The following is a 26,622-nucleotide window of genomic DNA, read 5'->3' on the forward strand; positions in this document are numbered from 1 at the left end:
TGGTGACGCAGGTCGGAATCGAACCGACGTGGTCCTGAGTGAAAGTCAGGGTGCCGAACCAGCACAGCACTGCGCCGCGTCATGCGTGGACCAGGCGGGATTCGAACCCGCAACCGACTGCGTGCAAGGCAGGCGCTCTTCCGTGTCGAGCTACTGGCCCGGGCTCCGTGGAGCACGGTGTATCGCGATCGTCGGGACGGCGAGAGTCGAACTCGCACCCTCCTGCACCCAAGGCAGGCGCTCTATCCGTTGAGCTACGTCCCGCGGCGGGAGGGCATGAAAAAGGGCCGCTCCCTGGGCATATGCGCCCGGTGCGGCCCTCGGTCGGGGAAGCCTGCCCGGTTAGGGGCTGCTTTCCGCGAGGGCGGCGGCGGGCGCGGTGCTCGGTTCCGGCGGCGCGACGGGGCCGACGGCGAAAGTCGCTGCGGGACTGGGGATGCTGTACTCGGTCATCGCTGCGATTCCTTTCTCGTCGGTGTGTGCGGTCCACGCTAACAGCGAATTGCCGAGCGCGACACTTATTTTCGAGCGGACGGGTTCGCGCAGCTCAGAGGGTATCGGACTTGCTGAGCCAGCCGACGAACGCGCGCGTGAAAGCGGTGGGGGACAGGCGAACCGCGGCGGCGGTCGCCTTGGTCTGGATGCCGACCAGCACGTGCGGCCCGCGCAGGCGGGCCGGCTTCGTCGCGGTGCGCCAGACCGCGTCGGCGATATCGGCGGCGGTCAGGTGCACGCCGAGGGTCGCCGAGGTCTTGGAGCCGCGCTCGACCTCGTCCATCATCCCGGTCGCCACGAACAGCGGCAGCAGGTCGTGCACCTTGATCCCGTACCGCTGCCATTCCAGGTCGAGGGCCTCGGTCAGACTGCGCACGGCGGCCTTGGTCGCGGCGTAGGTCGCCAGTCCGGGCTGGCCGTACAGTGCCGAGGCCGAGGCCAGGTTGACGACCTGGCTGCCCGGCGTGCGGCGCAGATGCGGCAGCGCGGCGTGACAGCCGGTGAGCACGCCCTTGACGTTCACGTCGACCACCCGGAGCTGGCGTTCGAGCGGGATGTCGCCGAACGCGCCCGAGCACAGGATCCCGGCGTTGTTGACCAGCAGATCGAGCCGTCCCGTGGTCTCGGTGAACTCCTTCAGCGCCTGTTCCCAGCCCGCCGCCTCGGTGACGTCGAACGCGCCGGTGACCGTCGTGCCGCCGATCTCCGCCGCGGTTCGGCGCACCGCGTCGGCGTCGACGTCGTACAGCCCGACGGTCCAGCCCGCCCCGGCGAACCGCGCCGCGATGGCGCGGCCGATGCCCGCGGCCGCGCCGGTGATGAGGACGGCGGGCCGGGAAGCGCTGGCAGACTGGGACATTCGAGCCTTTCGGTTGCTCCGGGGCGCCGGAATCAGGCCGCGGTGCGACCGGTGTCGGCCGCCGCGAGAATCGTACGGTGGAACTCGGCCGCGTCGGCGGCGGCGTCCCGGCCGTCGGCGAGCAGGCCCGCGCCCAGGTGAATCAGGGTGTGCGGTGCGCTCTCCCGGATCTGCAGGCGCAGCGGAACCTGTGCCTGCTCGCAGCGCTCGGCGACCGCGAGCGCGTCGGCGAGCAGCATCTCGCGCGAGCCGACCTGAACCAGCATCGGCGGCAGCCCGGTGAAATCGTGATTGACCACCGACCAGCTCGGGTCCAGCACGCCGTCGACGGCGATGCCCCGGCGCACGACCATGTCCGGGCCCGCCGCGGGCAGCACCGCGTCGAGCTTGGCGTTGGGGTGCGCCATGCGCGCGGTGGAATCGAAGTCGGCCCACGGGGAGGTGACCGAGATCCCCGCGGGCAGCGGCAGTCCGCGGTCGCGCACGGTCAGCGCCAGTCGCAGCGCCAGGCCGCCGCCGGCCGAATCGCCGGAGAACACGATCTTCTCGGGCGAGAACCCGTGGTCCAGCAGGTACTGGTACGCCTCGAGCGCGTCGTTCAGGCTCTCGTTGGGATGCGCGTCCGGCAGTTGCCGGTAGTCCACGGTGAACACCGGCAGCTCGCTGAGGGTGCCCAGGCGCGCGGTGTGCCTGCGGTAGCTGTGCAGCCCGCCCGCGATGAACGCGCCGCCGTGGAAGTACAGGATCGCCGAATCCCGGGCGATGCGCGGGTCCGGAATCGGTTCGGACCACAGCCATTCGGCGTGGAAGCTGTCGAAGAACACCTGGTGCCTGCGCACGCCGCGCGGCGCGCCCAGCACCCGGGCGGGAGCCTCGGACAGGCGGGTCGCCCGGAAGATCAGCTCCGCCGGGCCGGGACCGCGATCGGCGACCCACGCACCCGCGCGCAGGAACTGCTGCAGCGTGGTGCGCAGCACCGGATGCGCGATGCGGGTGCCGATGCGGGCGGACCCGGATTGCTCGACGATCACGGACGTGAGCGATGGCGAGGACTGCGGCGACTGCGGCGACATTGCCACGGTTTCTCCTGTCCGCGCCGCGAAGGCCGAAGCGCTGAACTCTGTACAACGGTGTCTGTTCTGCGGCCCCTGGGCCCTGATCATCTTGACGTCTCGGATCCGGATTGTCATGCCCCAGAGCGAAATTCCCGTTGAATCGGTATCTGTCTCACCTGTGTCGAGACCGCGATGTGAACGGGGTTCACAGAGCGAGGACTCGGCGGCGAATCCTCACCCGCGCACGGCCGCCGAATCCAGCCGCCGGGCCGTGCGCGCGGCCATGAGCGTGGAGATGCCGGAGGCCAGCAGCGGGTCGTAACCGGTGAGATCGGCGACGCGGGCCAGCCGATAGGTCACGGTGTTGCGGTGGATGAACAGCGCCCGCGCCACCGCGTTGTGATTGAACTCGTTGTCGATGAACGCCTCCAGGGTCTGGATCAGCATCGGCTGATCGTCCAGGGGGGCCAGCACCGCGGCCAGCGTCGAACGGGTGGAACCCGTTGTGGCGATGGCGTATTCGAACATCATGTCCTGCTGCCGGCACAGCACCTCCGGCAGCGCCAGGCTCCGCGCCACCTCGGCGACCACCTGGGCCTCGGCGTGGGCGGCGGGAATGGCGGCGTGGGTGGCCGCGACGGCCGTGCCTATCCAGAACTGTGGATGCGGGGTGTCGCGGGGCAGCGCGAGCGCGATGCTCAACGCCCGCACCGGATCACCGCCGTTCTCGGGCATCGGCACCAGCGCCGTCCAGCCGCCGCTGTCCCGATGCAGCAGTGTCCCGGGCAGATTCGCCATGCGGCCGCGCATGCGGGTCAGGGTGCCGGGGGTCGGGTCGCCCAGGCGGACCGCGGCGACGAGGAACGCCGGCGGGATCGTGGTCTCGGGATCCAGCGCCCAGCTGCCGGGGTCGCGGCCGGTGAGCAGGGCGTCGGCGAGTTCGTGCTGCCGTTCGAGCAGATCCCAGCGCGGCTGGCGGGCATCCTCGACCAGCGCGCCGGCGATGCGGCCCATGACGAGTCCGATGTAGTCGGTCAGGCGCAGGCTCACCTGCGGAATGACCCGGTAGTCGGACTCCTCGACCAGGGGTACCAGCGCCGACCAGAAGAACGCCGCGCCGGCGCGGTAGTTGTGCCACACCTCGGCCACCGGCAGGCCGTCGTGCACGAGGGTGATGACGCGGTCGATCAGCGGCTGGGTGTCGGCGATCGAGGGCTCCACGCCGTCGAGCAGATAGCGGAAGAAGAGGTCGAGATTCACCCGCGCGCTGGGCACGAAGTCGGCGTCCCGCAGGGAGTGCGGCAGGGCGTCGTCGGGCGGCAGTTGGACGCTGAACGAGGCGGCCAGCTCGGCCGCCCGTTCGCGCAGGAGGTCGTAGACGGCCGCGGTGTCCGTCGTCCCGGCGTGTTCGCTCATCGCCACCTCCTGGTTCGTGCGACTCTGCTTCGAACACTCTGCGCACAGACTATGCGATACACGCCGTAACAGACAGACCCGCGGCCGCGCCACGCCGGACTCAGCGACCCGGGAAGCCCTCGGGCAGCAGCTGGAAGTCGGCCTTGAACTTCGGGCCGGGCCCCAGACCGCGCAGCAGCGCGCTGGTCCACGCCACCGCCGGCGGCCAGCCGGTGACGGCGTTGGTGATGTGCTCGGGCACCGGCACGGTGTAGAACCGCAGGTCGGCACCGCGATCCCAGTAGGACTGCACGGTCGGCAGCACCGTGGACGGCGGAATCAGCTCGTCCCAGAAGCCGTGCCACCACAGCACCGGGGTGTCCGGGATGTGCTTGCCCAGGCTGTTGTCGCGCAGCACCCGCAGGACCTCGGGGGCGCCGTCGATCGACTTGCCCGGCAGGAAGTACTCGCTGATCGGGCGGTACACGCCCTCGAGCGCGATGGTCGCGTAGCAGCGGTTCTGGAAGTCCGCCAGCAGGCCCTGGCCCTCGGGGGTCAGGAACTCCTGCGGGTCGAACACGTCCGGGTATTCGCGTGCGAGGGAAGCGAATCCGAGCCACATGGTGAAATTGCTGGTGCCCGCCAGGCCCGGCTGCGGTTCGGACGCGTACTTGGCGATGCCGACCAGGTCACCGGGAGTGCCGCCGATGGCGGTACCCAGAATCCTGACATCGGGTGCGTAGCTCTGCCGCAATTCCGCGGCGCGAATCGAGCCGGAGCCGCCGCCGGAATATCCGTAGAGCGCGATACCGGAATCGGTGAGACCCAGACCCGTGTCGTTCTTCATCGCGCGCAGGCTGTCGAGGACCATTTTGCCCTCGTCGTAGGTGTTGAACGTGTTGAACTTGCCGTCGAAGTCCGGGACGTTGATCGCGAATCCCTGCATCAGCCAATAGATGACCAGTGCCGACTCTTTCATCGTGCCCGTCTGCAGCGTGTAGGAGGGATTGCAGCTCGAACTGGTCGAGTCGATGGCCTCCTGGAACGACACCACCGGGCGCGCGCTGCCCTGCCACGGGATGCCCGGGGTGATGACCGAGGTCGCGGTGACGATCGGCTCGCCGTGCACGTTCTCCGACCGGTACAGCAGCTGCCGGGTCGACACCGGGAACGGAATTCCGAGCACCCGGGTCTGCACGTCGCGCGAGCGCACGATATCGCCGGGTGCGTAATCGGCCAGATTCGGCGGATCGGCGTACCAGGGATCCTCGCTCGGGGTGAGAATCGGCAATTGGTCGTACAGCCATGGCTCCGACGGTAATTGCGGGATCTGATTCTGATCCGGCGGGAAGGTGTGCGGATATTCCGGCTGCGCCGCAGCCGTAGCGGTTGCCCCCGCCGCCAAACATGCCGACATGGTCAAGACCATCAGCCGGCGTCGACGAGACCTGTTCACCGAGCCTCCAAACTCCATTGTTCGGCCGACTTTCGCGGATCGGCCCATGCGATTCAGCTCACACCATGGCCGATTCGGGCGCAATCGACGGTCCGCCGAGTCCCGCGTCACGTTTTTGTGCACCTGCACGAAAGCGGTCGTCGCGACCAGCCAGGAATCAACGCGCGCCGCGAACGTTGCCATGCAACATGACCTCCGCGCCGCCGGTGACCCGGCTCTCGATCCTGGACCGTTCGCGAGTGCGCGCGGGGCAGCAACCCGCCGCGGCCCTGCGCGAGACCGTGGAGTTCGCGCGGCTCGCCGAACGGTGGGGGTACCACCGCTTCTGGGTCGCCGAGCATCACAGCGTGCCGGGGGTGGCCGGTTCCGCGCCGACCGTCCTGGCCGCCGCGGTCGCCGCGGCCACCGATCGGATCCGGGTCGGCACCGGCGGGGTGATGCTGCCCAACCATCAGCCGCTGGTGGTCGCCGAGCAGTTCGGCACCCTCGCCGCGCTCTTCCCGGACCGCGTGGACATGGGCGTGGGGCGTTCGGTGGGATTCACCGACGGGGTGCGCCGGGCGCTGGGGCACGGCAGGGACGACGCCGAGGATTTCGACGCCCGGCTGACCGAGCTGCTCGAGTACTTCGTGCGCGGCCGCGCCGGGGTGCACGCCTGGCCCGCCGAGGGGCTGAGGGTCCCGGCGTACCTGCTCGCCACCGGCTCCGGCGCCGAGCGCGCCGCGCGTTTCGGCCTGCCGCTGGTGATCGCGGCCGTCGCGGGACGGGAGCCGATGATCGAGGCGATCGCCAACTACCGCAACACCTTCCGGCCGACCGCGTGGGGGACCGAGCCGTACGTCATGGTCTCGGCGTCGGTGGTCATCGCCGACACCGTCGAGCAGGCGCACCGCCTGCTGCTGCCCGAGGCGTGGTCCGCCGCCTACTCGCGCACCCGTGGCGAGTTCCCGCCCCTGCTCGCGCCCGAGGACATCGATCGCGAACCCATGACCGACCGGCAGCGCCGCCTGTTCGAGGAGGCCCTCACCGGTCATATCCACGGTCCCGAAGCCACCGTCCTGCCCGAGCTGGACCGCCTGGTGGCCGAGACCGGCGCGGACGAGATCCTGGTGCACACCAGCACATTCGACCGCGCCGCCCGCCTGGACTCCCACCGCCGCCTGGCCGCGGCGGTCGCCGCCCCCGTCCCGGCCTGACCCGGCCGGCACGGCTCAGCGCAGGTGGTCCGGGGCCGGGCCGAGGGCGTTGAGGGCGGCGACGAGCGAGCGCTCCTCGCGGTCGAAGTGCGCTTCGAGCCGGTCGGCGAGGTCGTCGAGTTCGGTGAGCAGTGCCGCCGGGTCGGTGTCGCCGGGGACGTAGGTCTCGACGAGGTGCTCGATGCGCGCTTGCAGGCGGGACACGGTGTCGTGGTCGGCGGCGAGTTCGCGCAGGACCGGTTCGAGGCCGGGGAAACGCTGGGCGAGCATCGGAAAGGCGCCGTGCGATTCGCCGGTGTGGTGCCGGCGCAGGGCGCCGCAGAAATCCAGGCAGTGAGTGCGCAGTTGGTGGGCGAGTGGGGGTTTCGGTGCGGGCGGGGTGTCCGCGCCGCCCGCGGCGAGGGCGCGCACGGCCGTGCGCAGGGCGGTGAGTTCGGTGCGCAGCCAGTCGTGGCTCTCGACGATGAAATCGCCCAGGCCGCGTACCCGGGCGAGGCCGTCGCCCGGTGTCGTGCGGTGCAGGACCACCACGGGAATGACGCGGGTCGTCTTGCGCTGATAGTCGGCGTAGCCGGGTTCGAGGTCGATGACCCGCTCGAACAGGCGATCGCGTTCGGCGGGGGTGGGAATCGCGGCGAGGGCCTCGAAGGTCTCGGAGCCGAATTCGACGGTGACCATCGGATTCCGTCGAATGTTGTGGTACCAGGCGGGATTGGCGGGGGCGCCGTTCGCGGAGGCGACTACCACCGTCCGGCCGTCGATGGTCAGGTGGCCCAGTGGGCTCGTGCGGGTGCGGCCGGTGCGGGCGCCGACCGTGGTCAGCAACAGCAGGGCGGCGCCGTCGAACATGCCGCCGACCCGGCCGGAATTAGCGCGGAACTCGGCGATCACCTGCTGTTGGAATCGGTCGAATGCCGCTGCGGGGGTGTCGGTATTCGTGTGGTCGGTCATGAGAATCCTTCCGATGATGGTGAAATCGATCGGAGGCGCGCGAAACCGCGAACGCTGGACGGTGGAATATCGAACTTCGGCGCGCGCCGGATAAGGGCGTTGGTCCGAAGAGCACGGAGGCACAATTCATTTCGCGCGGAAACGCACAGGCCGACAGAAAAGGCAGTGCTATGCGCTGGAAAATGAAGAGCGAGATTCGCGTCGAGATGTCGAACGCTCGTGGTGGCTGAAGTAGCCGCTACCTCCGTGAGTAGGCCCATCCGGGGCTCGTCACGAATCTAGCATCGGCGGCGCATTCCCATCAACCCGGCCGCAATGGCGCGGCGCCACACGCGTTTCGGCGCCGGAACGAGAACGCCCATCCGGAACGGCCCGGATGGGCGATCGTTCAGCGTGCGCGCTGGACCCGGGATTCGTCCCAGACCGGCGTCTCGGATTCGTAGACGACCCCGTCCGAGCCGAACACCAGGAAGCGGTCGAACTCGCGGGCGAACCAGCGGTCGTGGGTGACCGTGACGACCGTGCCCTCGAATTCGGCGATCGCCTGTTCGAGCGCGTCGGCCGAGTGCAGATCGAGGTTGTCGGTGGGCTCGTCCAGCAGCAGCATGGTCGCGCCCGACAGTTCCAGCAGCAGGATCTGCAGGCGGGCCTGCTGACCCCCGGACAGGTGCGCGAAGCGCTGTTCGGCGGACTTCACCAGTCCGTACCGGTCCAGGACGCGACTGGCGGCCTCGCGGCCCATGCCGTCGCGGTGCTCGTCGCCGGTGTGCAGGATCTCGAGCAGGGTGCGATCGGCCAGATCCGGGCGGGAGTGGGTCTGGGCGAAGTAGCCCGGCCGCACCCGCGCTCCCAGCGCCGCGATTCCGGTGTGCGGCACCGGGATCAGTTCCAGATCGCTGACCGGCCGGTGCTCGTGATCGGGATCGGTGCCGCCGGTGGCGAGCAGGCGCAGGAAGTGCGATTTACCGGATCCGTTGGCCCCCAGCACCGCGACTCGATCGCCGTACCAGATCTCGGCGTCGAACGGCCGCATGAGACCGGTCAACTCCAGCCCCGTGCACACCAGCGCCCGCTTGCCCGTGCGCCCGCCGCGCAGCCGTACCGACACGTGCTGGCGCAGCGGCACCGCCTCGGGCGGTCCGGCCTCCTCGAACTTGGCCAGGCGGGTCTGCGCGGCGTGATAGCGAGCGGCGACGCCGTCGTTGAACTTCGCCTTCTCGCGCAGGCGCAGCACCAGGGCCTTGATCTTGGCGTGGTCCTCGTCCCACCGGCGCAGCAGTTCGGCCAGGCGCGCGGTGCGGTCCTCGCGGGCCTGCTGATAGGTCGCGAATCCTGCGCCGTGAATCCAGTTCGTCGCGCCGTTCACCCCGGGTTCGAGGGTGATGATGCGGTTGGCGGCGTTGGCGATCAGCTCGCGATCGTGACTGATGAACAGCACCGATTTGCCCGACTGCGCGATGGTGCGCTCGAGCCACTGCTTGCCGGGGACGTCGAGGTAGTTGTCGGGCTCGTCGAGCAGCAGCACCTCGTCCGGTCCGGCGAACAGCGCCTCGAGCACGACGCGCTTCTGCTCGCCGCCGCTGAGCGTCGCGGTCGCCCGCCATTTGGCGCGGTCGTACTCGACCCCGAGCGCGCTGGTGGTGACGTTGTCCCAGAACGTCTCCATCTCGTAGCCGCCGACGTCGCCCCAGGTGGCCAGGGCGTGCGCGTACGCCAATTGGGTTGGTTCGTCGTCGGTTTCGATGAGCGCGTTCTCGGCGGCGTCCAGCGCGAGCGCGGCGTCGCGCACGGGCGCCGCGGCCACCGAGAGCAACAGGTCGCGCACTGTGGACTCGTCGTCGATCTGGCCGATGAACTGGCGCATGATGCCGAGCGAGCCGGATCTGGCGACCGAGCCGCCCTCGGGGGCGAGGTCACCGGCGATGATCTTGACCAGGGTGGTCTTGCCGGTACCGTTCGGTCCGATCAGCGCGGCTTTGACGCCTTCGCCGATCCGGAAACTCACCCCGTCCAGAAGCTGTCGGCCGTCGGGGAGGAAGAACTCGACATCGGAAACGTCTACGTGGGCCACGGGGGACCAGACAACCGCACCGGCGCGCTCACCGCAACCGAATAGCGGGCGCGTGCCGGGCGATAGCCGGATGTTGCCTGCCGGCTCACCACCACTGGGTGATCGCGCCGATCTGGCGGCCGAGTTCGGGCGCCAGCGAACGAGAGTAGCTGGCGGTGAGGTGGTGCTCGTCGCGGTAGATCAGGATGTTGCCCTCGCTGACCCGGCAGCGTTCGGGGCGGCACACCGCGTTCGACAGATCCAGCGGGAAGACCGACGGGTAGGACGCCGCGGCCGCGCCGGTCGGATCGATGGGATCGAGCGCGATACTGCGGTTCATCCCGCAGCTGTCGTAATTGCCGTGGTAGGCAAGACAATCGACGGCCTTGTAGAAGACGCCGTCCCGGCGCAGGCGCGGGGTGTCGCGCAGCGCGAGGATCTTGAGGCCGCGATCGGCCAGCGCCGCCCAGACCTCGGGGAACTCCGGCGGGACCTCGTCGCCGTCGCTGTAGGGCCGGAAGCGGGTCGAGATGGTGAACACCCAGTCCGGCTGCTCGAGCGCGAGCTGATCGATGACCTCGGTGGACCACTGCCTGCACTCGGGGTCCGGGGTCTCGGAGTACGACGGCTGGTCCACCAGGGTCAGCGCACAGCCCTGCTTGAGGTAGGTGACGATGCGGAAGCCCTGCTCCTGGGCGAGCACCTCGAGGGCGGGAATCCAATGCTCGGAATGGGATCCGCCGACCACCGCGATGGTGCGCTCACCCGCCGGGTTGCCGTAGACACAGCGCTTGACCTCGGCGTCGGGCACGATGCACCCGTCCTGGGTCGGCGGCGGCGCGTCCGCGAAGCCCTGGAACAGCGAGGGCCGCAAGGGTTCCGGCAGCGGGATCATCCCGCTGGTGAGCGCGCCCGCCCCGGGGTAGGACGGGGAGGCCACGACGGCGGGCTCGGGGGTGGCCGCGGGCCCGACGACGATCTGCCAGCCGACGGTCGCCACCAGCACCGCGACGCCGACCGCCCCGACGAACACCCCGACCACGCGCCGGTAGATCGCGGTCGACAGCACCGGGGTCGTGCCGATGCCCGCGTGCCGGCGCAGCGGGGTCTCGACGAGCTGCGCGGTGACCACCGCGAGCAGCAGCGACACCCCGATCACCACCATGCCGTCGCCCAGCCCGGCGTGCACGCGACCGCTCTCGGCCAGGTAGAAGATCAGGATCGGCCAGTGCCACAGGTAGAACGGGTACGCGAGGGTTCCGAGTTCGGTGCAGAGTCGACCGGCCAGCACGCGGTTGGCCCACGGCCGATGGGTGGCGGGCAGGCCCATGCCGGACAGGATCAGCAGCACGGTGGCCAGTACCGGGTACAGCGCGGCGGGGCCGGGGAATTCGCGGGCGCCGTCGAACAGCACCCCGCAGGACAGCACCATGGCCAGGCCCGCGGTGGCCGCGATCGCGCGCGCCCACTTGGGAACCCGGATCCAGGGAGCGATGACCGCGATCCCCGCGCCGACGAGCAGCTCCCAGGCGCGGGCGCCGGAGTCGTAGTAGGTCCACGATTGATGCTGTCCCGCACCGATGGTGGCGTAGGCGAACGAGGCCACCGCCCCGGCGAGCAGCGGGATCAGCAGCAGGACGCGGTTGGCGCGCGGATTGCGGATCAGGCGCCGCACCAGCGACCAGACCGCGACCACCGCCAGGATCACCAGGTAGAACTGCCCCTGCACCGCCATCGACCACAGGTGCTGCAGCGGGCTCACCGAGGGGTCCGGGGCCAGGTAGTCCAGTTCGGCGGTGGCGAGATACCAGTTCTGGCCGTAGATCATCGAGGCGATGATCTGGCGGCCGATGTCCTCCCACTGGGTGTACGGCCGCAGCACGACGGTCGCGACGGTGATGGCGCCCAGGACCACCAGCAGCGCGGGCAGCAGCCGGCGGCCGGTGCGGCGCAGGGCGCGCAGCGTGCCCGCTTTGCCGGTTGCCTCGGTGTGCCGCAACACCATCGCGGTGAAGAAGAAACCGGACAGTACGAGGAAGACGTCCACGCCGCCCGAGACCCGGCCCATCCACACGTGGAACGCCACGACGAGCGCGATCGCGACGCCGCGCAGTCCGTCGAGGTCCAGGCGGTAGTCCGGCCGGACGATGGGCAGGTAGTCGGTGTCGTGCTGAGAGATCTGCGAGGGCAGGTGGTTTCGCTCGACCGGCACAGTGAACGTCGCTGTGTCGGAGGTACGAATGCGCACGATCAACTCCCACTACCGGTTGGCCCCGGCCCGGAGTGCGGCACGGGGATGCCGATGAGATTCTCGGCACAACGGCTCCCAAGATGCCCGATCACCGACGGCGCAGGCAAACTCGGACCGGAGCGGCGGCCGGGCGTGGCCGAGAAGTGGCTGGCCGCCAAGCCGATTCGCGCCGGTGGGCACCCGGATCGGGTGGCTCTCGATTTGCCAATGTCGGATCTTTACGGAATCATTACGTTTATAAGAGGGGCCGGGCAAAGCTGGTCGGCACGTGGCTCACGAGCCATGGTGATGGTGTATCGACCCGAGAGGAGCTGCCCGTGGCATTCACGCGACCTGCGTACTCAACAATGCTCTACCTCTTTCCCCAGCTCGATCGGCCGTAGCCGACACTTCGCACGCCCGATCCGCCCCGCGCGCCGGCGAATTCCGTTGGCAGCCGGTACCCATTCGGTTCCGATGTAAACGCGATGAAGATCTCGATTTCGCAGTGCATCACCGCGGGTGGCAAGGGATTTCTCTATCGTTCCGACTTCCCCGTGAAGCACGCGGTCATTTGCCGCTAGTGTGGATTTGTGAACGTCGAGGTTACACAGTTGCCCGGAATCGGGGTACGCAAAGACTTTTCGCTGTCGGGCTCACGCCGCCGGATCGGAATCATCGATCACAAGGACGGCACGATCGATCTGATCGTGAGCAAGCCCGGCAATCCCGATGCCATGGACCAGATCTCACTGTCCTCGCACGAGGCGGCGGTGCTGGCCAATCTGCTCGGCGCACCCCAGCTCGTGGCGCAATTGCAGGAGGAGCACCGCGAGTTCGGCGACATCGTGACCAGGCAGCTCACCATCGGCGCGCGTTCGCCCTACGACGGCAGGCTGCTGGGGGATACCCAGATGCGTTCGCGCACAACGGTATCGATCGTCGCGGTCATGCGAGCCGGCCACGCGATTCCGTCCCCTAGCCCGGATTTCCTGTTCACCGCCGGTGATGTCCTCGTAGTTGTAGGTACCGCGGAAAGCCTAGGGGCTGCCGCCAGAATTTTGACGGATGGCTGAAAAGTAGATGGTGGCACACGAAACCGCGCTCGCGCTGATACAGCTGGGCGCGGTCTTTTTTGGTCTGGGATTGCTGGGTAGGGTCGCCGCGCGCATCGGAATGTCGCCGATTCCGCTGTACCTCATAGGCGGCCTCGTTTTCGGTACCGGCGGCCTGATCGAGCTGAACCACGTGGACGAGTTCATTCACCTGGCCAGTGAGATCGGCGTCGTACTCCTGCTGTTGCTCCTGGGCCTGGAGTACACGGCCAACGAACTCGTCACCGGCCTGCGCAGTTCGTGGGCGGCCGGCGTGCTCGACATCGTGCTGAACGCGACGCCCGGGGTAATCGTCGCGCTCATGCTCGGCTGGGGCCTGACCGGCGCGGTCGCGATGGCCGGGGTCACCTACATCTCCTCCTCGGGCATCGTGGCCAAGGTGCTCGGCGATCTGGGCAGGCTCGGCAACCGCGAGACCCCGACGATCCTGTCGATTCTGGTCTTCGAGGATCTGGTGATGGCCGCGTATCTGCCGGTGCTGACCGCGGTCCTGGCGGGGGTGGGCTTCGCGGCCGGGCTCAAGACGCTCGGCATCGCGCTGGCGGCGGTGACCATCGTGCTCGTGGTCGCCCTGCGCTACGGCAGATACGTCTCGATGATCGTGGACAGCGAGGACCGGGAGATCTTCCTGCTCAAGCTGCTCGGCTCGGCGCTGCTGGTCGCGGGCGTGGCCTCGGCGCTGCAGGTCTCGGCCGCGGTGGGCGCGTTCCTGCTCGGTATCGCGATCTCCGGTTCCACCGCGCACACCGCCACCAAGATCCTGGAGCCGCTGCGGGATCTGTTCGCGGCCATGTTCTTCGTGCTGTTCGGGCTGAGCACCGATCCGGCCAGTATCCCGCCGGTGCTGGGCTGGGCGGTCGTGCTGGCCGTGGTGACCGTCGCGACCAAGATGGCCACCGGCTGGTGGGCCGCCAAGCAGGCGGGCGCCTCGAAGTACGGGCGGGCGCGCGCGGGCACGGCGCTGGTCGCGCACGGCGAGTTCTCCATCGTCATCGCGGGATTGGCGGTGGCGGCCGGTGCGGTGCCCGCGTCGTTCGCGGCCATGGCGACCACGTACGTGCTCATCATGGCGGTGCTGGGCCCGATCGCGGCCCGCGTGGTGGAACCGGTGCTGCGCCGATTCGACGGGCGGGCCCCGGCGGTCGCGTGAGACCGCCCGGGCGGGCCCCGCGTCAGTCGCGCAGGGCCTGTTCGCGCAGCCGGCCCAGCACCCGGGTCAGCATGCGCGAGATCTGCATCTGCGAGACGCCGAGGTGCGCGGCGATCTCGCTCTGTGTCCGATTCTCGAAGAACCGCAGCACCAGTAGCTGCCGCTCGCTCTCGGGGAGGGCTTCGATGAGGGGTTTCACCGCGATGAAGTCCTCTACCCGGGTGTAGTCGGGCTCCTCGGCGCCGAGCGCGTCCAGCAGTGACAGCGCCTGGTTCTCGGTCTCCGAATCCAGGGCGCTGTCGATCGAGGAGGTGCGGTAGGAGTTGGCCGCGATGAGCGCCTGGGTCACCTCGATCTGATCGACCCCGAGTTCGGCGGCGAGCTCACCGGCCCGGGGCATCCGGCCCAGGCGCTGCGCCAGCGCTTCGGTCGCCGGGCCGATGGTCTGCTGAATCTCCTTGAGCCGCCGGGGAACTCGGACCGACCAGGTGTAGTCCCGGAAGTGCCTGCGCACTTCGCCCATCACGGTCGGCACCGCGAACGCCAGGAACGACGAGCCGTACTCCGGGTCGAAGCGGTCGACCGCGTGCAACAGGCCGACCCGGGCGATCTGCAGCAGGTCGTCGAAGTTCTCCCCGCGCCCGGCGAACCGGCGGGCGATGTGCTCGGCCAGCGGGAGGCAGCGGCGGATGAGGTCCTCGCGCAGGATCGGGCGTCGCGGATCCTCGGGCGCCAGGGCTGCCCATTCGGCGAAGTGAGGCTCGATGTCGTCGTAGCTGTCGGTGCGTACGCGACGATGCGGCGGAGTGCCGGGTGTGGGCGCCTCCTGGGACGGGGGAGCGACGGGTGGCGTCACATCCTGCGGAAGGGTTGCTTCGTCATCGGGCGGTGTTTCGGCGACTAGGGTGCCGCTGCTGGACTTGCGCATGGCGTCTCCTGAAATCAGGTTGCTGCGCAGGCGTACAGGCGAGGCAGGTGGTATCGACCTCTTACTTGTGTGTGCCACCGGTCCTCGGTGGCGTCGCCCGCCGTTGGTATGGCCGGGAACCCGTTACCGGAGACGGTCACGCCGTGTTCGGGGCATCGGGTGAAAGTGGTTGCGGGACAGTCGAATCAGCCGATTCCTTGCAGCTGTTCGCTGTGGCGGCAATGGTCTCTCGCGCCGGCCGGACCGCCGCACGGGAGCGAGATCTTCGCGGTCCGGGGCGCCGTCGAACATCGTGGTGCCGAAGACGCCGGGCATCTCGAGGCAAAAGATGAAGTACGCATGTCGACCCTTCGTCGTCGTGCCGAGACGGAATCGACTGCCGGGGTCTGGGACAGCAAAGTCTGCCGTTGCACACAATCCATCGGTGGAACTGTGTTGATAGGTCCAGGCTAGCAGGCACGGCCACCGGGCGACACCGATTGGGGGTGCCGCGCCGCGCCCGCGGCGGGGCGGGTGCGCCCGGCCGTCCGGGTGGGTATCGGGATTTGTTGCAGGGCACGAGGCTTGGGCCGGCGGCGGCCGGGAGCCGGGCGGGCGGAGCGTCCGGCGACCCGACCCGGGGTCGGCGGAACGATCTTGACTGTGACAGGCTGGGCGGCGGTCGGGCCGGGCGTGCCGCGGTGTGCGCACGGTGGCCGGGCGAGGCAGTATTCTCTCGTCCCAGCATGCTCCGGCAGCGGCGCCGTGCCGCGCCGTGCCGGAAGGAAGGAGCTCGACCGATGTCCTTCTGGCAGCCGCCGAATCCCGTGGGCCTGCCCGCGGATCCGCGCGCCGAGGCCGACCCCGCCGCCTTGCCGCTCGGGCCCGAGCGCGCCGAGAAGGACATGGTCATCCTGCTGGTCGAGGATGACCCGGGCGACGCCCTGCTGGTGCAGGAGCTGGTCGCCGACGCCGCCCCGGGGGTCACCCTGGAATGGGTGCGGACCGTGACCCAGGCGGGCGAGTGGCTCGCGACCCAGGTTCCGGACTGCGTCCTGCTGGACCTGCATCTGCCCGACGCCCGCGGCCTCGAGGCGCTCGAGCGCATTCGGGCCGCCGCCGACGTGGCCGTGGTCGTGCTGACAGGGCTGGACGAGGAACGAATCGGCCTGGCCGCGGTGACGGCGGGCGCGCAGGACTATCTGGCCAAGGGCCGGGTCGAACCCGAGCTGTTCGGGCGCGCGGTCCGCTACGCGGTCCAGCGCAAGCAGGCCGAGCGCGCGGCGGCGGCGTTGCGCGTCGGCCAGATGCGAGCCAGGGAGAACGCACGGCTGGAACGGGGACTACTGCCGACCCCGCTGCTGCGCGGCGTGCCGGTGGTCGACGTGGTCTCCCGCTATCGGCCCGGGAGCGCGCACTCGCTGCTGGGCGGCGACTTCTACGACGTGGTGCAGGACGCCGACGGCGTGGTGCACGTGGTGATCGGCGACGTGTCCGGGCACGGGCCCGACGAGGCCGCCACCGGAGTCGCGCTGCGATTGGCTTGGCGCACACTGGTTCTCAGCGGCATCACGGGCACCCGGCAGTTGCAGCTGCTGGAACAGGTGCTGCTGGCCGAGCGCACCGGCAAACACACCTTCGTGACCGTGACCACCCTGGTGCTGCGCCCGCGCCGGCACGCGGTCCAGGTCATGCGCGCCGGGCACCCGGGCATGCTGGTGCGGTCGGCGACGGGCGTGGAATGGCTCGAGGTCTCCGGCGGTCCCGCCCTGGGTTTCGCTCCGCGGCAAGCGGATTGGCCCATCACCGAACTCATCCTGGCGCCCGGCACCGGGCTGGTGCTGTTCACCGACGGCCTCTACGAGGGCCACAGCGGCGTCGGCGACGATCGATTGGGTGAAGAGGGCCTGCTCGCCCTGGCGGGCGAGGTGCGGGCCGGTGAGCCCGCGGTCTTCCTGGACGAACTCATCGGCCGCGCCGAGGCGCTGGCCGAACGACACGGGGGACTGGACGACGACATCGCCGTCCTGTACCTGCGCTGGAACGACGACATCGGAGAGCGGGACAGCGAAGTATGAGCACACCCGAACCACCTCGGAACTGGACCCAGCGGCTGACCGTGCGGGCCTGGTTCCAACTGATCCTCGCGGTCATGGTGCTGGTGGTGGTGGTGGGTGCGGGCCTGTCGGCGCTGGCCACCGCCAAGACCACTCAGGTATCGGACCGATTCGGCAAGCAGATCCAGCCCGCGGTCACCCAGGCGTACCGGCTGCAGGGCGCGCTGGCGAACCAGGAGACCGGCGTGCGTGGCTACGCGCTCACCGGCGACCCGCAATTCCTGGTGCCTTACGACGAGGGCAGACGGGAGGAGACGCTGGCGAACGACGAACTGCGCGAGCTGCTGCACGATCGGCCCGAACTGCTCCTGGACGTCGACGAGCTCGAGAACGCGGCCGGGCTCTGGCGCAGCACGTACGCGGACCCGCTGATCGCCTCGGTCGCCGCCGGCGGCACGCGCACACCCGACCCGGTCGCGACCGCGCGCGGCAAGGCCGCCTTCGACCGGCTGCGCGAGCACTTCACGACCCAGAACGCCAACCTCGACACCGCCGCCGCGCGCGACCGCGCGGACCTGGCCCGCACCCGCAGCATCCGCGACGCGGCCCTGATCGGTATGGTCGCGGCCTTCCTGGTCACGGGCCTCGCGCTGACGGTCCTGGTGCGGCGTTTGATCGCCCGCCCGCTGCAGGCCCTCGAGACCGCCTCCGAGCGCGTGGCGGGCGGCGACTTCGGTCATCACATCACCGTGCACGGCCCGGCCGATCTGATGACCGTGGCCGCGGCGGTGGAGGGCATGCGCGTGCGCATCGTCAGCGAGCTCGAATCGTCCCGGGTCACCGAGGCCAGGCTCGCCGAGCAGGCTGCGGATCTCGACGCGCAGTCGGCCGAACTGCGCCGCTCCAACGCCGAGCTGGAACAGTTCGCCTACGTCGCCTCGCACGACCTGCAGGAGCCGCTTCGCAAGGTGGCCTCGTTCTGCCAGCTGCTGGAGAAGCGCTACGGCGATCAGCTCGACGACCGGGCCAAGCAGTACATCGAGTTCGCGGTCGACGGCGCCAAGCGTATGCAGGTGCTGATCAACGACCTGCTCACGTTCTCGCGCGTGGGCCGGGTCAACGATCACACGGTCGCCGTCGGCCTGGACCACACCGTGGACAAGGCGCTGGCCAACCTCGGAGCGCTGGTCGAGGATTCGGGCGCGGTGGTGGAGCGGCCGGAACGATTGCCCGAGGTGAACGGCGATCCGACCCTGCTGATCATGCTGTGGCAGAACCTCATCGGCAATGCCATCAAGTTCCAGCGTTCCGGTGAGCCCCCGCGCGTGCGCATCGGGTGCGAGGCCGAGCCGGGGGAGGAGACCGGGTGGCGCTTCTCGATCTCGGACAACGGCATCGGCATCGCGCCCGAGTTCGCCGACAAGGTCTTCGTCATCTTCCAGCGCCTGCACAGTCGTGACGAGTACAGCGGAACGGGCATAGGATTGGCGCTGAGCAAGAAGATCGTGGAGTTCCACGGCGGGCGGATCTGGATCGACACCGCCTACACCGGCGGCACTCGATTCTGTTTCACACTTGTCGAATCCGCCCAGCGATCGGCGCCCGCCGAACTACTCGCAGAATCGAATCAGGAGTCCCCCGCGTGACCGATGTCATCGAGCCCATTGTCATCCTGCTTGTCGAGGACGATCCCGGGGACGAGTTGATGACGCGGGAAGCCTTCGAGCACAACAAAATCGGCAATACGCTGATGGTGGTCCGGGACGGCGAGGAGGCCCTGGACTTCCTGTACCACCGCGGCGCGTACGCCGACGCACCCCGGCCCGATCTGATCCTGCTCGACCTGAATCTGCCCAAATACGATGGCAGGCAGGTGCTCGAGCGCATCAAGTCCGACCCGGATCTGGCGCACATCCCGGTGGTGGTGCTCACCACCTCCGCCGCCGAGGAGGACATCCTGCGCAGCTACCGGCTGCACGCCAACGCGTACGTGACCAAGCCGGTCGACCTGGACCAGTTCATCGGCGCGATCAAGCAGATCGACGACTTCTTCGTCCAGGTCGTCCGGTTGCCGAAGCTGGCCTGAGCCGGGTGTTAGCCCACCGCCCGCCGGACCGTGAGCTCATGTCCGCGCTAGGCGATGCGCAGCCTGCGCTGCGGTTCCGCGGGCCCCATCGCCTGCTCGCGCAGGGTGCTGAGGGTCTTGGTGAGGATGCGTGACACCTGCATCTGCGAGACGCCCAGCCGTTCGCCGATCTGGGCCTGAGACTGATTCTCGAAGAAGCGCCAGATGAGCACCTGGCGTTCGCGGTGCGGCAGCGCCGCGAGCAGCGGGCGCACCGACATGGCGTCCTCGAGCAGCCGGTAGCTGGGCTCCTCCCGCCCGAGGGTCTCCACGACCGGCACCGGGGCGTAGTCGTCGTCGGTGCGGGCGCCGTCGAGCGAGCTGGCCTGGTACGCGTTGCGCGCGATCATGGCCTGGGTGACCTCGACCAGGTCCACGTCCAGTTCGGCGGCGATCTCGCGCGCGGTCGGCAGTCGGCCCAGCCGGTGCGAGAGAGTCTCGGTCACCTGACCGAGTTGCTGCTGCAACTCCTTGGTACGCCGGGGCACCCGCACCGCCCAGGTGCGGTCGCGGAAGTGCCGGCGGACCTCACCCATGATGGTCGGCACGGCGAAGGACAGGAAGGTGGTGCCGCGCGCGGCGTCGAAGCGGTCCACCGACTGCACCAGACCCACCCGGGCGATCTGGAGCAGGTCGTCGAACGTCTCGCCGCGGCCGCTGAAGCGCTGAGCGATGTGCTCGGCCAGCGGCAGGCAGTCCCGGATGATCTCCTCGCGCAACGCCGAGTGGCGGGCAACATCACCCGCGCATGCCGCCAGCTGCTCGAACCGTGGTTCGATATCGTCGTAGCTATTGCCGGCCGCGCGCGCCGACCGACCCCCGTGGGTGCGAAGTTGCGCCTCGGACATGAGGTTTCCTAACTCCCGTTCCATTCCGACTGTGGTGGCGATTTACCCGGGTTCGAGTTACTCAAACGTGATCGGTCGCAATATATCCGAAGTGCCTGTCGGCGGGACCGGCTGCGGTGTGAGCGAACTCGGGCGGGTACTCTGCCCGAACCGGGCGGTTGGGGATGCACGCGGGAACGGAGAATGCCATGGGGACGACGGTTGGACTGCGGGTACCCGCGACACCGGATCACTTGACGATGCTGCGAGCGCTCGCCGAAACCGTCACGCTGGTGGCCGATTTCGGCCTGGGCGAGGTGAACGACATCCGGCTGGCCCTGGACGAGGTGGCGACCCTGCTGATGCTGGCCGCGGTTCCCGGATCGATGCTCGACTGCGAGCTGACCTACGACGAGGAGAAGCTGGCCGTGCGGGTCGCGGGCGTGGCAACCTCCGAGGACGCCCTGGACGAGCGTGGTCTGAGCTGGCACATCGTGCGCTCGCTGACCGATTCGCTCAGCACCGATCAGGGCGTGTACGCGATTCCGGCCGGGGGTTATCCGACCGTGGTGGAGTTCGGGCGCCTGCGGGACGCGCGCCGCAACAGCCCGCGCTGAACCCGCCGCCCCGGAGGCGGCGGGTTCGAGCCTGTTGTTCGAGCCGACGGGACGCGGTCAGGAGTCCGCGGTGAGCGCTTCGTCCAGCGTGTCGTAGACCGCGAGCAGATCGCCGAGCCCGGTGAGTTCGACCGGGCGGCGCACGGGCGCCGAGGCGACGACGCGAAACTGCCTGCCCGCGGTGACCTCGAGGGCCTCCACGAGCACGCTCAAACCGGCCGAGCCGAAGAACCCGACATCGGTCAGGTCCATGACGAGCACGGGGGATTCACCGGCCAGGGCCTCGGCCACGGCGGCCGAGAGCTTCGGCGCGGAGACCATGTCGACCTCGCCCGAGGCGGACAGCACCATCGCGGACTCGACCGCGTGCATACGAACGGTCAGTTCCCTCACCGCGCGGCCCGCCCGCGGGTTTCGGTGGCACCCATGTCGAGTCCGGCACGGTGGCCGGAATGTTGCCTGATACGTCCGATTACGTCCATCGACACCGTTAGCTACCTCCGGATACATGGCGTCGGCAGGACTCCACTGCGCGCGCTCCCCGCTACCCTATTCGAGTGATGAGGGCGGCGGCAAAAGTTGCCGCATTCGACGTGTTCCGGTTACCCGGCCCGAACCCCGCCGTCATCCCCGGGTTCGCTGGGCGTCGCGGGAACACGCTCGTACCCCAATGCTTTTCGTGCCGCACGAGCGGACCTCAGCGTCCAAGTGGGAGCCGGATGTACAGCGTGGTGCCGCCCGGCCCGGTGTGTCGTCGCACCAGGTCGGCGACCTGATTGACGATGAGCAGCCCGCGCCCGCCGAGGGTGTGGGCGGGTGCGGGCAGGCGGCCCGCGAGCGGGTCGGCGATATGGCCGGCGTCGCGCACCTGACAGCACAGGTGCGGGCCCTGGGACCACAGCGCGAGCGTGCCCTTGCCGCCGCCGTGCACGACCGAATTGGTGGTGGTCTCACCGATGACCAGTTCGGCGTCCAGGAGCTGATCCGCGCCCATGCCCGCCTGGCGGGCGTACTCCACGGCGGCGTGCCGGACCTCGGACAGCGTCGAGGCGTCGAACGCGTAGGTCGTCGCCGTCGCGGGCGGGTCGGCCAGCGGCTGGTTGTAGATGGCCACGATGTGGTCGGGATCATATGTGGTGCTGACGCTCTCGCCCGTTTCGTCGATGAGCGTGGGATGGGTCGCGTAGGCGTCGGCGACCATGTGCGCGGGCAGGGTGCTCAGGTCGTACGGGCACAGAATGGTGGCCGCGCGTCCGGCGAAAGCCGAGTTGACCAGGGCTTCGTGCAGCGCGCAGGCCGGGTATTCGGCCTCGGAGCGCTCGGCCCAGACCGGTTCGCCGATGATGCGGACCCGGTCGGCGGGATGGGCGTCGGTGAAGGCCCGCAGCACGCCGGGGATGATGCGCCCGGGGTTGCGGCCCTCGATCGTCATGTCCAGTAGTCGAACCCGATCGGCGTCCGCGCCCAGCGCGGTCCGCAAAAGCTCCAGTTTCGCGGTGGGCACCGATACCGCGACGGGCTCGCCCAGCGCCAGGCCATCCTGGATGAAACGCAATGTGCCCGTGAGGTATTCATCACTGTCGCGGTAGAAGAGAGCCGGGTGCACGAAGGGATTCGTCGTCGCGGCGGTGGTCATCGGCAAGCGGCCCCGATCGTCGGTTGCCCGGAGGACGCTGTCGCCTGGTGCCACGCCGCGCGCGGTCTCCGGGAGGGGGAAACTATCGCATATGCTACGCGCCGTTCCGGACGGCGGAAGCTCACCTCGGGGTGGATTCGCCCCGGGCGACCCACGGGCCCGGGTCCGGCCCGGCGAATTCTCCGCGTGTGCGCCCGAAGCGCACGGCGACCGGGAATCCGGCGAGCGTACGGTCGTACGGTTCGGTGGTCACGTGCACGCCGTCGGTGAGCGCGCGCAGCATGTGCCAGCCCACCCCGTCGGTCTCGAAGTCGGTGAGCGCGTCCACGACCCCGTGTATGTGGACGGCCATACTCTGCTCGTCGCAGTGGAATCTGCAGTCAATCTCGGTACCCGGTACCGCCGCCCGCACCAGCGCGGACGCCACCTCGTCCACCGCTATCCGCAGGTCGACCGCGGTGTCGATGCCGAAGTCGGCTATCAGGCATACGGTCTCGGCGAGTGCGCGCAAGGTGCCCAGTTGCCCGGCCACGGCCGGGGTGCGCACCGCGACCTCGGTGTAGTTCGACGCGGGCGGCGACATGCCGTGCGGCGGCTCGGGCGCGACCCGCAGGTGCGCACCGGCCGTTCCGCGTCGCGGCCTGTTCTTGCCCGTGTCTCGTGTTCTGAATTGCCCCGTCATCTCACATCGCCCCTGGCATCGATAGGCAGTGTTGTTGTCCGATCTGCACGTTGTTCTGCTACTGGCCTACCCGGGTATGCGCGACTGAAAACGTGGCGGAACGGACAGCCGCCGGACTCGGGTCGATCTTGCAGGCCGGTCCGGGTGATCGTGAGTGACGCCACCCGCGAGCGGGGCGCGCCGGCGGGTTGCCGGACCGTGCTCAGCGCGCGGGCGCGAAGCAGCTCGAGGGCAGGTCGACCAGTGAGCACAGCGCCGGCGCGCGTACCGGTGAATAGCCCGCCGGGACACCGCCGTTCGCGGTGATGTCACGGTAGGCCCAGACCGCCTCGGTGGGGCGGCGGGTCAGGGACGGGTCGGAGGTCACATCGACGGTGTAGAGGCCGAATCGCGGGGAGTAGCTGCCCCATTCGTAATTGTCGGTGATGCTCCAGTAGTTGTAGCCGATGACGTTGATGCCCTCGGCCTTGGCGCGCTGCACCCAGTAGACGGTGTCGCGCAGATGATCCGCGCGGGTCATGCCGTCGGTGGTGGGGGAGCCGTTGTCGCTGGGTACGCCGTTCTCCACGATGTAGAGCGGGCGGCCGGGGAACTTCTGGCCGTAGCGGCGCAGCACGTAGTAGATGCCCTCGGGCTCGATGATCAGGCTCGTGGGCTGATTGGTCAGCAGAGCGGCCACGTTCGGCGGGTCCGACAGCGAACCGCCGTAGTAGTAGTCGATGCCCACGTAGTCGAGTTTGTCCGCGACGCGGTCGACGAACAGGGCGTCGTCCTGGGCCGCGGTCATGGCCGAGTAGCCGATGTTGCTGGTCACCAGCGCACCCGGCTGCCGCGCGTGGATGTGGTCGTAGATCGCGCGGTGCGCGGCGACCATGCGATCGATCATGGCCGAGACGTCGATCGCGCCGATGCCGCCGATCCGCTGCTCCTGCGACACGTAGGCCAGCGGTTCGTTGAACGTCACCCACAGCGGATCCTCGCCCGCGTATCTGTCCACGACTGCGCGCGCGTTGACCAGCCAGTCCTCGACCATGCCGGGGTTGCGCCAGCCGCCGCGATCGACCGCCCAGCCCGGGAACACCCAGTGGTCCAGGGTGATCATGGGTCGCAGGCCCGCCGCGCGCACCCGCGAGATGAGGGCATCGTAGAACGAGAAGTCCCATTGGCCCGGATTCTGCTGCACCCGAGCCCATTCCACGCTGATCCGGAAGACCCCGACGCCCATGTCCGCGGCGCGCTGGATGTCCTCACCGTAGCGATGCAGGAAATCGACCGAATCGCGGTAGCTCTCGGCCCGGCCGGAATCGGCGTAGCGCCGCCAGTTGCTGTCCGGCGCCGAGCCTTCGCTCTGGAAACCCGAACTCGATACGCCCCACAGGAAATTGCCGCCCACCGGCGGTGGCCCCGGGTCGGCGGTGGCGGCTCCGGGTGTGGTGATCGCACCCGAAACCGTCAGAACGATGCATGCCAGGATGAACAGTGCACGTTGTCCCATCGCATCGAGGGTACTTACCCGCGAGCGTGTTTCGCGGCGGTCCGATCAGATTGGGCGGCAGTTCATCCCGCCACCGCCGCCGGTTTCGGCGATGAGTCCGATTCGTGCGGTTCGGCTTCGGGAATCTCGGTGCCGCGCAACGAACAACCCGCCGTCTCGCGCAGGAAAGCAACCGCCACCAGGCCGATCAGCGACGCGCCGACCATGTACACCGCCGGGAACAGATTCCACCCGGTGCCCTCGATCACCGCCTCGTTGACCAGCGGCGCGGTTCCGCCGAACGCCGCGGTGGACACGTTGTAGCCGAAAGCGAAACCGGCATAACGCACATGGGTGGGGAAGATGGCCGGGAAGGTCGAACTGATCGTCGCCAGCTGCGGCACATAGAGCAGCCCGATCACCACGAACCCCACGACGGCCCACACCGGGCCGAGCGCCATCAGCGCGTACATCGGAACCGCCAGAATCGCGAGCCCGATCAGCGAGAACCGCCACATCGGCCGCCGTCCCACCCGGTCGGACAGCCGCCCGAAGAACGGCAGCGACACCATCATGACCAGCTGGCCGATGAGCATCATGGTGGTGGTCGTCGATTCGCCCAGGCCGATCGTCTTCTGCAGGTAGGTCGGCTGATAGGTGAGCAGGGTGTAGTTCACCACGTTCAGCGCGATGACCAGACCCATCAGCGTCAGGGTCTCGCGCCGGTAGGTGGTCAGTACCTCGCGCAGTCCGGCCGGCGGGGTGTCCTGCTCGGCGACCTCGGTGAACACCGGGGACTCGTCGAGCCGGGCACGCAGGTACCAGCCGATCAGGCCCAGCGGCAACGCGATCAGGAACGGAATCCGCCAGCCCCAGTCGTACATGGCCTCCGAACCCAGCACGAGCTGGCAGGCCAGGACCACCGCCGAACCGCCGACGAAGCCCGCCATCGTGCCGAATTCCAGGAAACTGCCCAGGAATCCGCGTTTGCGGTCGGTGGCGCACTCCGCGAGATAGGTTGCCGCCCCGCCGTATTCACCGCCGGTGGAGAAGCCCTGCACCACGCGCAGCGCGATCAGCAGCAGCGGGGCCCACCAGCCCACCGTGGCGTGGGTCGGCAGCAGGCCGATCGCACCGGTGGCCACGGCCATCAGCAGAATGGTGGTGGCCAGGACGACCTTGCGGCCCACCCGGTCGCCGAGCGGGCCCCAGACCATTCCGCCGAGCGGGCGCAGCAGGAACGACACCGCGAAACCGAGCATGGTGCCCAGGGTCCCGAGTTCGCCGGGGAAGAAGGCTGCCGTCAAATATGTTGCGGTAGCGGCGTATACGCCGTAGTCGAACCATTCGGTGGCATTGCCCATCGCGGACGCCGCGACCGATCTTCGCAGCGGATTGGCCGCCGTCTCGTTCCTCATCGTGCCTGCCTTCCCAGCCCGCACCACGGACCTTCCTCGGTACCGCCGCGGCGCGGAGAACGCCGAAGCTTTCGCACGGTTAGAACCGTTACCCAGGCTCACGGTTGCTCAAACCGGAGCGGTTGCCGACCGGTCGCGCCGGACCTGCCCCGACCGGGGCGTGCGGCGGGGATGTGAGCCCGGTCACGTCGGGGCTTTCCGGTGCGGTGGGTCCGGCGAACGGGCGCGCGCCCGGGTCAGCGGTCCGGGCGGTCGTCCCGGGTCGCGCGGGCGGCCAGGCTCATCAGCCGCAGACCGTGCGGGCTGAAGGCGCCCGGGCCGAAGATCGTGACACCGGCCAGGGCGCAGTACGCCGCGGCGGTGTGCAACAGCAGCAGGTCGCCGGTGTCGCCGGGGCCGAACGGGCAGCCGTCGCCGGCGCCGGTGACGATCGCGTCCAGGGCCCGGGCGATGGCGAACTCGTGATGCAGCGGCACCGCCCGCGACACCAGCTGCACCAGCTCGTCCTGCAGGTCGGCGATGTGCACGGACTGGCCCGCGCAGAAGGCGACGGTGTGCAGATGGGCGATGAGGGTGCCCGCCTCGTGCATGGTTCCGTCCAGCGCGGCGCGACCCGCGTCGCCGATGCCCGTCGCGAGCCGGGCGACGCGGGTGTGATCGCGCTCGAGGTAGCAGGCGACGAGATCCAGGAGCAGCGGTAGGTACGGGGTCGGGCCCGCCGTTGGGCGCACGTCATCTTGTTCGGTCACGTCGGTGTCCCGGATGGGAGGTGGTGCGTGTCGGGGAGGCAGCGGAGGCCCGGGTGGGGGTGAGTCGCCGGGCCTCCGAGCCCGTTCCGCTGGTGCAGCGAACCTGCGCGGAAGCCGGCTTGCCACAGGACGGGCCGCGCAGACGAAACGGAGAGCATTTGTTTCGCGAACAGCACCC

22 protein-coding genes and 3 tRNA genes are annotated in these 26,622 nt (G+C 69.2%); 7 read left to right on the forward strand and 18 right to left on the reverse strand.

Annotation, left to right across the window (positions count from 1 at the left end; genetic code table 11):
- The 7 genes from ACWIGI_RS27045 to ACWIGI_RS27075 form a co-directional block, all read right to left on the reverse strand.
- Positions 1–76: transfer RNA gene (locus ACWIGI_RS27045), tRNA-Glu, on the reverse strand.
- A gap of 10 nt (positions 77–86) precedes the next feature.
- Positions 87–160: transfer RNA gene (locus tag ACWIGI_RS27050), tRNA-Ala, on the reverse strand.
- Positions 161–191: 31 nt separating this feature from the next.
- Positions 192–264, reverse strand: a tRNA-Pro gene (locus ACWIGI_RS27055).
- Between the two features lie 283 nt (positions 265–547).
- Positions 548–1,354, reverse strand: a complete 807-nt coding sequence (locus ACWIGI_RS27060; protein ID WP_454205285.1) for an SDR family oxidoreductase — start codon at positions 1,352–1,354, stop codon at positions 548–550.
- Between the two features lie 32 nt (positions 1,355–1,386).
- Positions 1,387–2,427, reverse strand: coding sequence for an alpha/beta hydrolase (locus ACWIGI_RS27065; protein ID WP_454205315.1), 1,041 nt, complete (start codon positions 2,425–2,427; stop codon positions 1,387–1,389).
- Positions 2,428–2,643: 216 nt separating this feature from the next.
- A complete protein-coding gene (locus ACWIGI_RS27070; protein WP_454205286.1) occupies positions 2,644–3,825 on the reverse strand; it encodes a PucR family transcriptional regulator in 1,182 nt (393 codons plus the stop codon).
- Positions 3,826–3,925: 100 nt separating this feature from the next.
- A complete protein-coding gene (locus ACWIGI_RS27075; RefSeq protein WP_454205287.1) occupies positions 3,926–5,221 on the reverse strand; it encodes a lipase family protein in 1,296 nt (431 codons plus the stop codon).
- Positions 5,222–5,448: 227 nt separating this feature from the next.
- Here ACWIGI_RS27075 and ACWIGI_RS27080 point away from each other — a divergent pair, with 227 nt between their 5' ends.
- Positions 5,449–6,456: an LLM class flavin-dependent oxidoreductase gene (locus ACWIGI_RS27080; RefSeq protein ID WP_454205288.1), complete on the forward strand. Its 1,008-nt coding sequence runs from the start codon at positions 5,449–5,451 to the stop codon at positions 6,454–6,456.
- Between the two features lie 15 nt (positions 6,457–6,471).
- Here the strand turns inward: ACWIGI_RS27080 and ACWIGI_RS27085 are convergent, their stop codons facing one another.
- From ACWIGI_RS27085 to ACWIGI_RS27095, 3 genes are all read right to left on the reverse strand, one after another.
- On the reverse strand, positions 6,472–7,407 hold the full coding sequence (locus ACWIGI_RS27085) for a nitroreductase/quinone reductase family protein (protein WP_454205289.1): 936 nt from the start codon (positions 7,405–7,407) through the stop codon (positions 6,472–6,474).
- A 388-nt stretch (positions 7,408–7,795) separates the two neighbouring features.
- Positions 7,796–9,478 (reverse strand): ABC-F family ATP-binding cassette domain-containing protein, encoded by a 1,683-nt coding sequence (locus ACWIGI_RS27090; RefSeq protein ID WP_454205290.1) that lies wholly within the window; start codon positions 9,476–9,478, stop codon positions 7,796–7,798.
- An 85-nt stretch (positions 9,479–9,563) separates the two neighbouring features.
- Positions 9,564–11,705: an acyltransferase family protein gene (locus ACWIGI_RS27095; protein WP_454205291.1), complete on the reverse strand. Its 2,142-nt coding sequence runs from the start codon at positions 11,703–11,705 to the stop codon at positions 9,564–9,566.
- 575 nt (positions 11,706–12,280) lie between these two features.
- Here ACWIGI_RS27095 and ACWIGI_RS27100 point away from each other — a divergent pair.
- Positions 12,281–12,763, forward strand: coding sequence for a cation:proton antiporter regulatory subunit (locus ACWIGI_RS27100; protein WP_454205292.1), 483 nt, complete (start codon positions 12,281–12,283; stop codon positions 12,761–12,763).
- A 7-nt stretch (positions 12,764–12,770) separates the two neighbouring features.
- Positions 12,771–13,952, forward strand: coding sequence for a cation:proton antiporter (locus ACWIGI_RS27105; RefSeq protein ID WP_454205293.1), 1,182 nt, complete (start codon positions 12,771–12,773; stop codon positions 13,950–13,952).
- A 22-nt stretch (positions 13,953–13,974) separates the two neighbouring features.
- On the opposite strand, the gene ACWIGI_RS27110 is transcribed toward ACWIGI_RS27105, so the two are convergent.
- Positions 13,975–14,808, reverse strand: coding sequence for an RNA polymerase sigma factor SigF (locus ACWIGI_RS27110; protein WP_454205316.1), 834 nt, complete (start codon positions 14,806–14,808; stop codon positions 13,975–13,977).
- 851 nt (positions 14,809–15,659) lie between these two features.
- Between ACWIGI_RS27110 and ACWIGI_RS27115 the strand changes: the two genes are divergently transcribed.
- Genes ACWIGI_RS27115 through ACWIGI_RS27125 form a run of 3 tightly spaced genes read left to right on the forward strand, consistent with a single transcriptional unit; the run spans position 15,660 to position 19,002 of the window.
- Positions 15,660–16,937 (forward strand): PP2C family protein-serine/threonine phosphatase, encoded by a 1,278-nt coding sequence (locus ACWIGI_RS27115; RefSeq protein ID WP_454205294.1) that lies wholly within the window; start codon positions 15,660–15,662, stop codon positions 16,935–16,937.
- Positions 16,934–18,562, forward strand: a complete 1,629-nt coding sequence (locus tag ACWIGI_RS27120) for a sensor histidine kinase (protein WP_454205295.1) — start codon at positions 16,934–16,936, stop codon at positions 18,560–18,562. The genes ACWIGI_RS27115 and ACWIGI_RS27120 overlap by 4 nt, the downstream gene beginning before the upstream one ends.
- Positions 18,559–19,002: a response regulator gene (locus tag ACWIGI_RS27125; protein ID WP_454205296.1), complete on the forward strand. Its 444-nt coding sequence runs from the start codon at positions 18,559–18,561 to the stop codon at positions 19,000–19,002. The genes ACWIGI_RS27120 and ACWIGI_RS27125 overlap by 4 nt, the downstream gene beginning before the upstream one ends.
- A 47-nt stretch (positions 19,003–19,049) precedes the next feature.
- Here the strand turns inward: ACWIGI_RS27125 and ACWIGI_RS27130 are convergent, their stop codons facing one another.
- A complete protein-coding gene (locus ACWIGI_RS27130; RefSeq protein WP_454205297.1) occupies positions 19,050–19,889 on the reverse strand; it encodes an RNA polymerase sigma factor SigF in 840 nt (279 codons plus the stop codon).
- 188 nt (positions 19,890–20,077) lie between these two features.
- Between ACWIGI_RS27130 and ACWIGI_RS27135 the strand changes: the two genes are divergently transcribed.
- Positions 20,078–20,485 (forward strand): ATP-binding protein, encoded by a 408-nt coding sequence (locus ACWIGI_RS27135; protein ID WP_454205298.1) that lies wholly within the window; start codon positions 20,078–20,080, stop codon positions 20,483–20,485.
- Positions 20,486–20,542: 57 nt separating this feature from the next.
- Here the strand turns inward: ACWIGI_RS27135 and ACWIGI_RS27140 are convergent, their stop codons facing one another.
- The 6 genes from ACWIGI_RS27140 to ACWIGI_RS27165 all read right to left on the reverse strand — a co-directional run bounded on the left by ACWIGI_RS27140 (position 20,543) and on the right by ACWIGI_RS27165 (position 26,444).
- Positions 20,543–20,878 (reverse strand): STAS domain-containing protein, encoded by a 336-nt coding sequence (locus tag ACWIGI_RS27140; RefSeq protein WP_454205299.1) that lies wholly within the window; start codon positions 20,876–20,878, stop codon positions 20,543–20,545.
- Between the two features lie 304 nt (positions 20,879–21,182).
- Positions 21,183–22,121 (reverse strand): anti-sigma factor RsbA family regulatory protein, encoded by a 939-nt coding sequence (locus tag ACWIGI_RS27145; protein WP_454205300.1) that lies wholly within the window; start codon positions 22,119–22,121, stop codon positions 21,183–21,185.
- A gap of 121 nt (positions 22,122–22,242) precedes the next feature.
- Entirely contained in the window at positions 22,243–22,803 is a 561-nt protein-coding gene (locus ACWIGI_RS27150; protein WP_454205301.1) for an ATP-binding protein, read from the reverse strand.
- Positions 22,804–23,005: 202 nt separating this feature from the next.
- Positions 23,006–24,298, reverse strand: coding sequence for a family 1 glycosylhydrolase (locus tag ACWIGI_RS27155; protein WP_454205302.1), 1,293 nt, complete (start codon positions 24,296–24,298; stop codon positions 23,006–23,008).
- A gap of 62 nt (positions 24,299–24,360) precedes the next feature.
- Positions 24,361–25,695 carry an MFS transporter gene (locus ACWIGI_RS27160; protein ID WP_454205303.1) on the reverse strand — a complete coding sequence of 445 codons (1,335 nt, stop codon included), beginning with the start codon at positions 25,693–25,695 and terminating at the stop codon, positions 24,361–24,363.
- 236 nt (positions 25,696–25,931) lie between these two features.
- Positions 25,932–26,444 carry a hypothetical protein gene (locus ACWIGI_RS27165; RefSeq protein WP_454205304.1) on the reverse strand — a complete coding sequence of 171 codons (513 nt, stop codon included), beginning with the start codon at positions 26,442–26,444 and terminating at the stop codon, positions 25,932–25,934.
- Positions 26,445–26,622: the final 178 nt, after the last annotated feature.

It is taken from the genome of Nocardia sp. NPDC055321 (genome assembly GCF_053645575.1).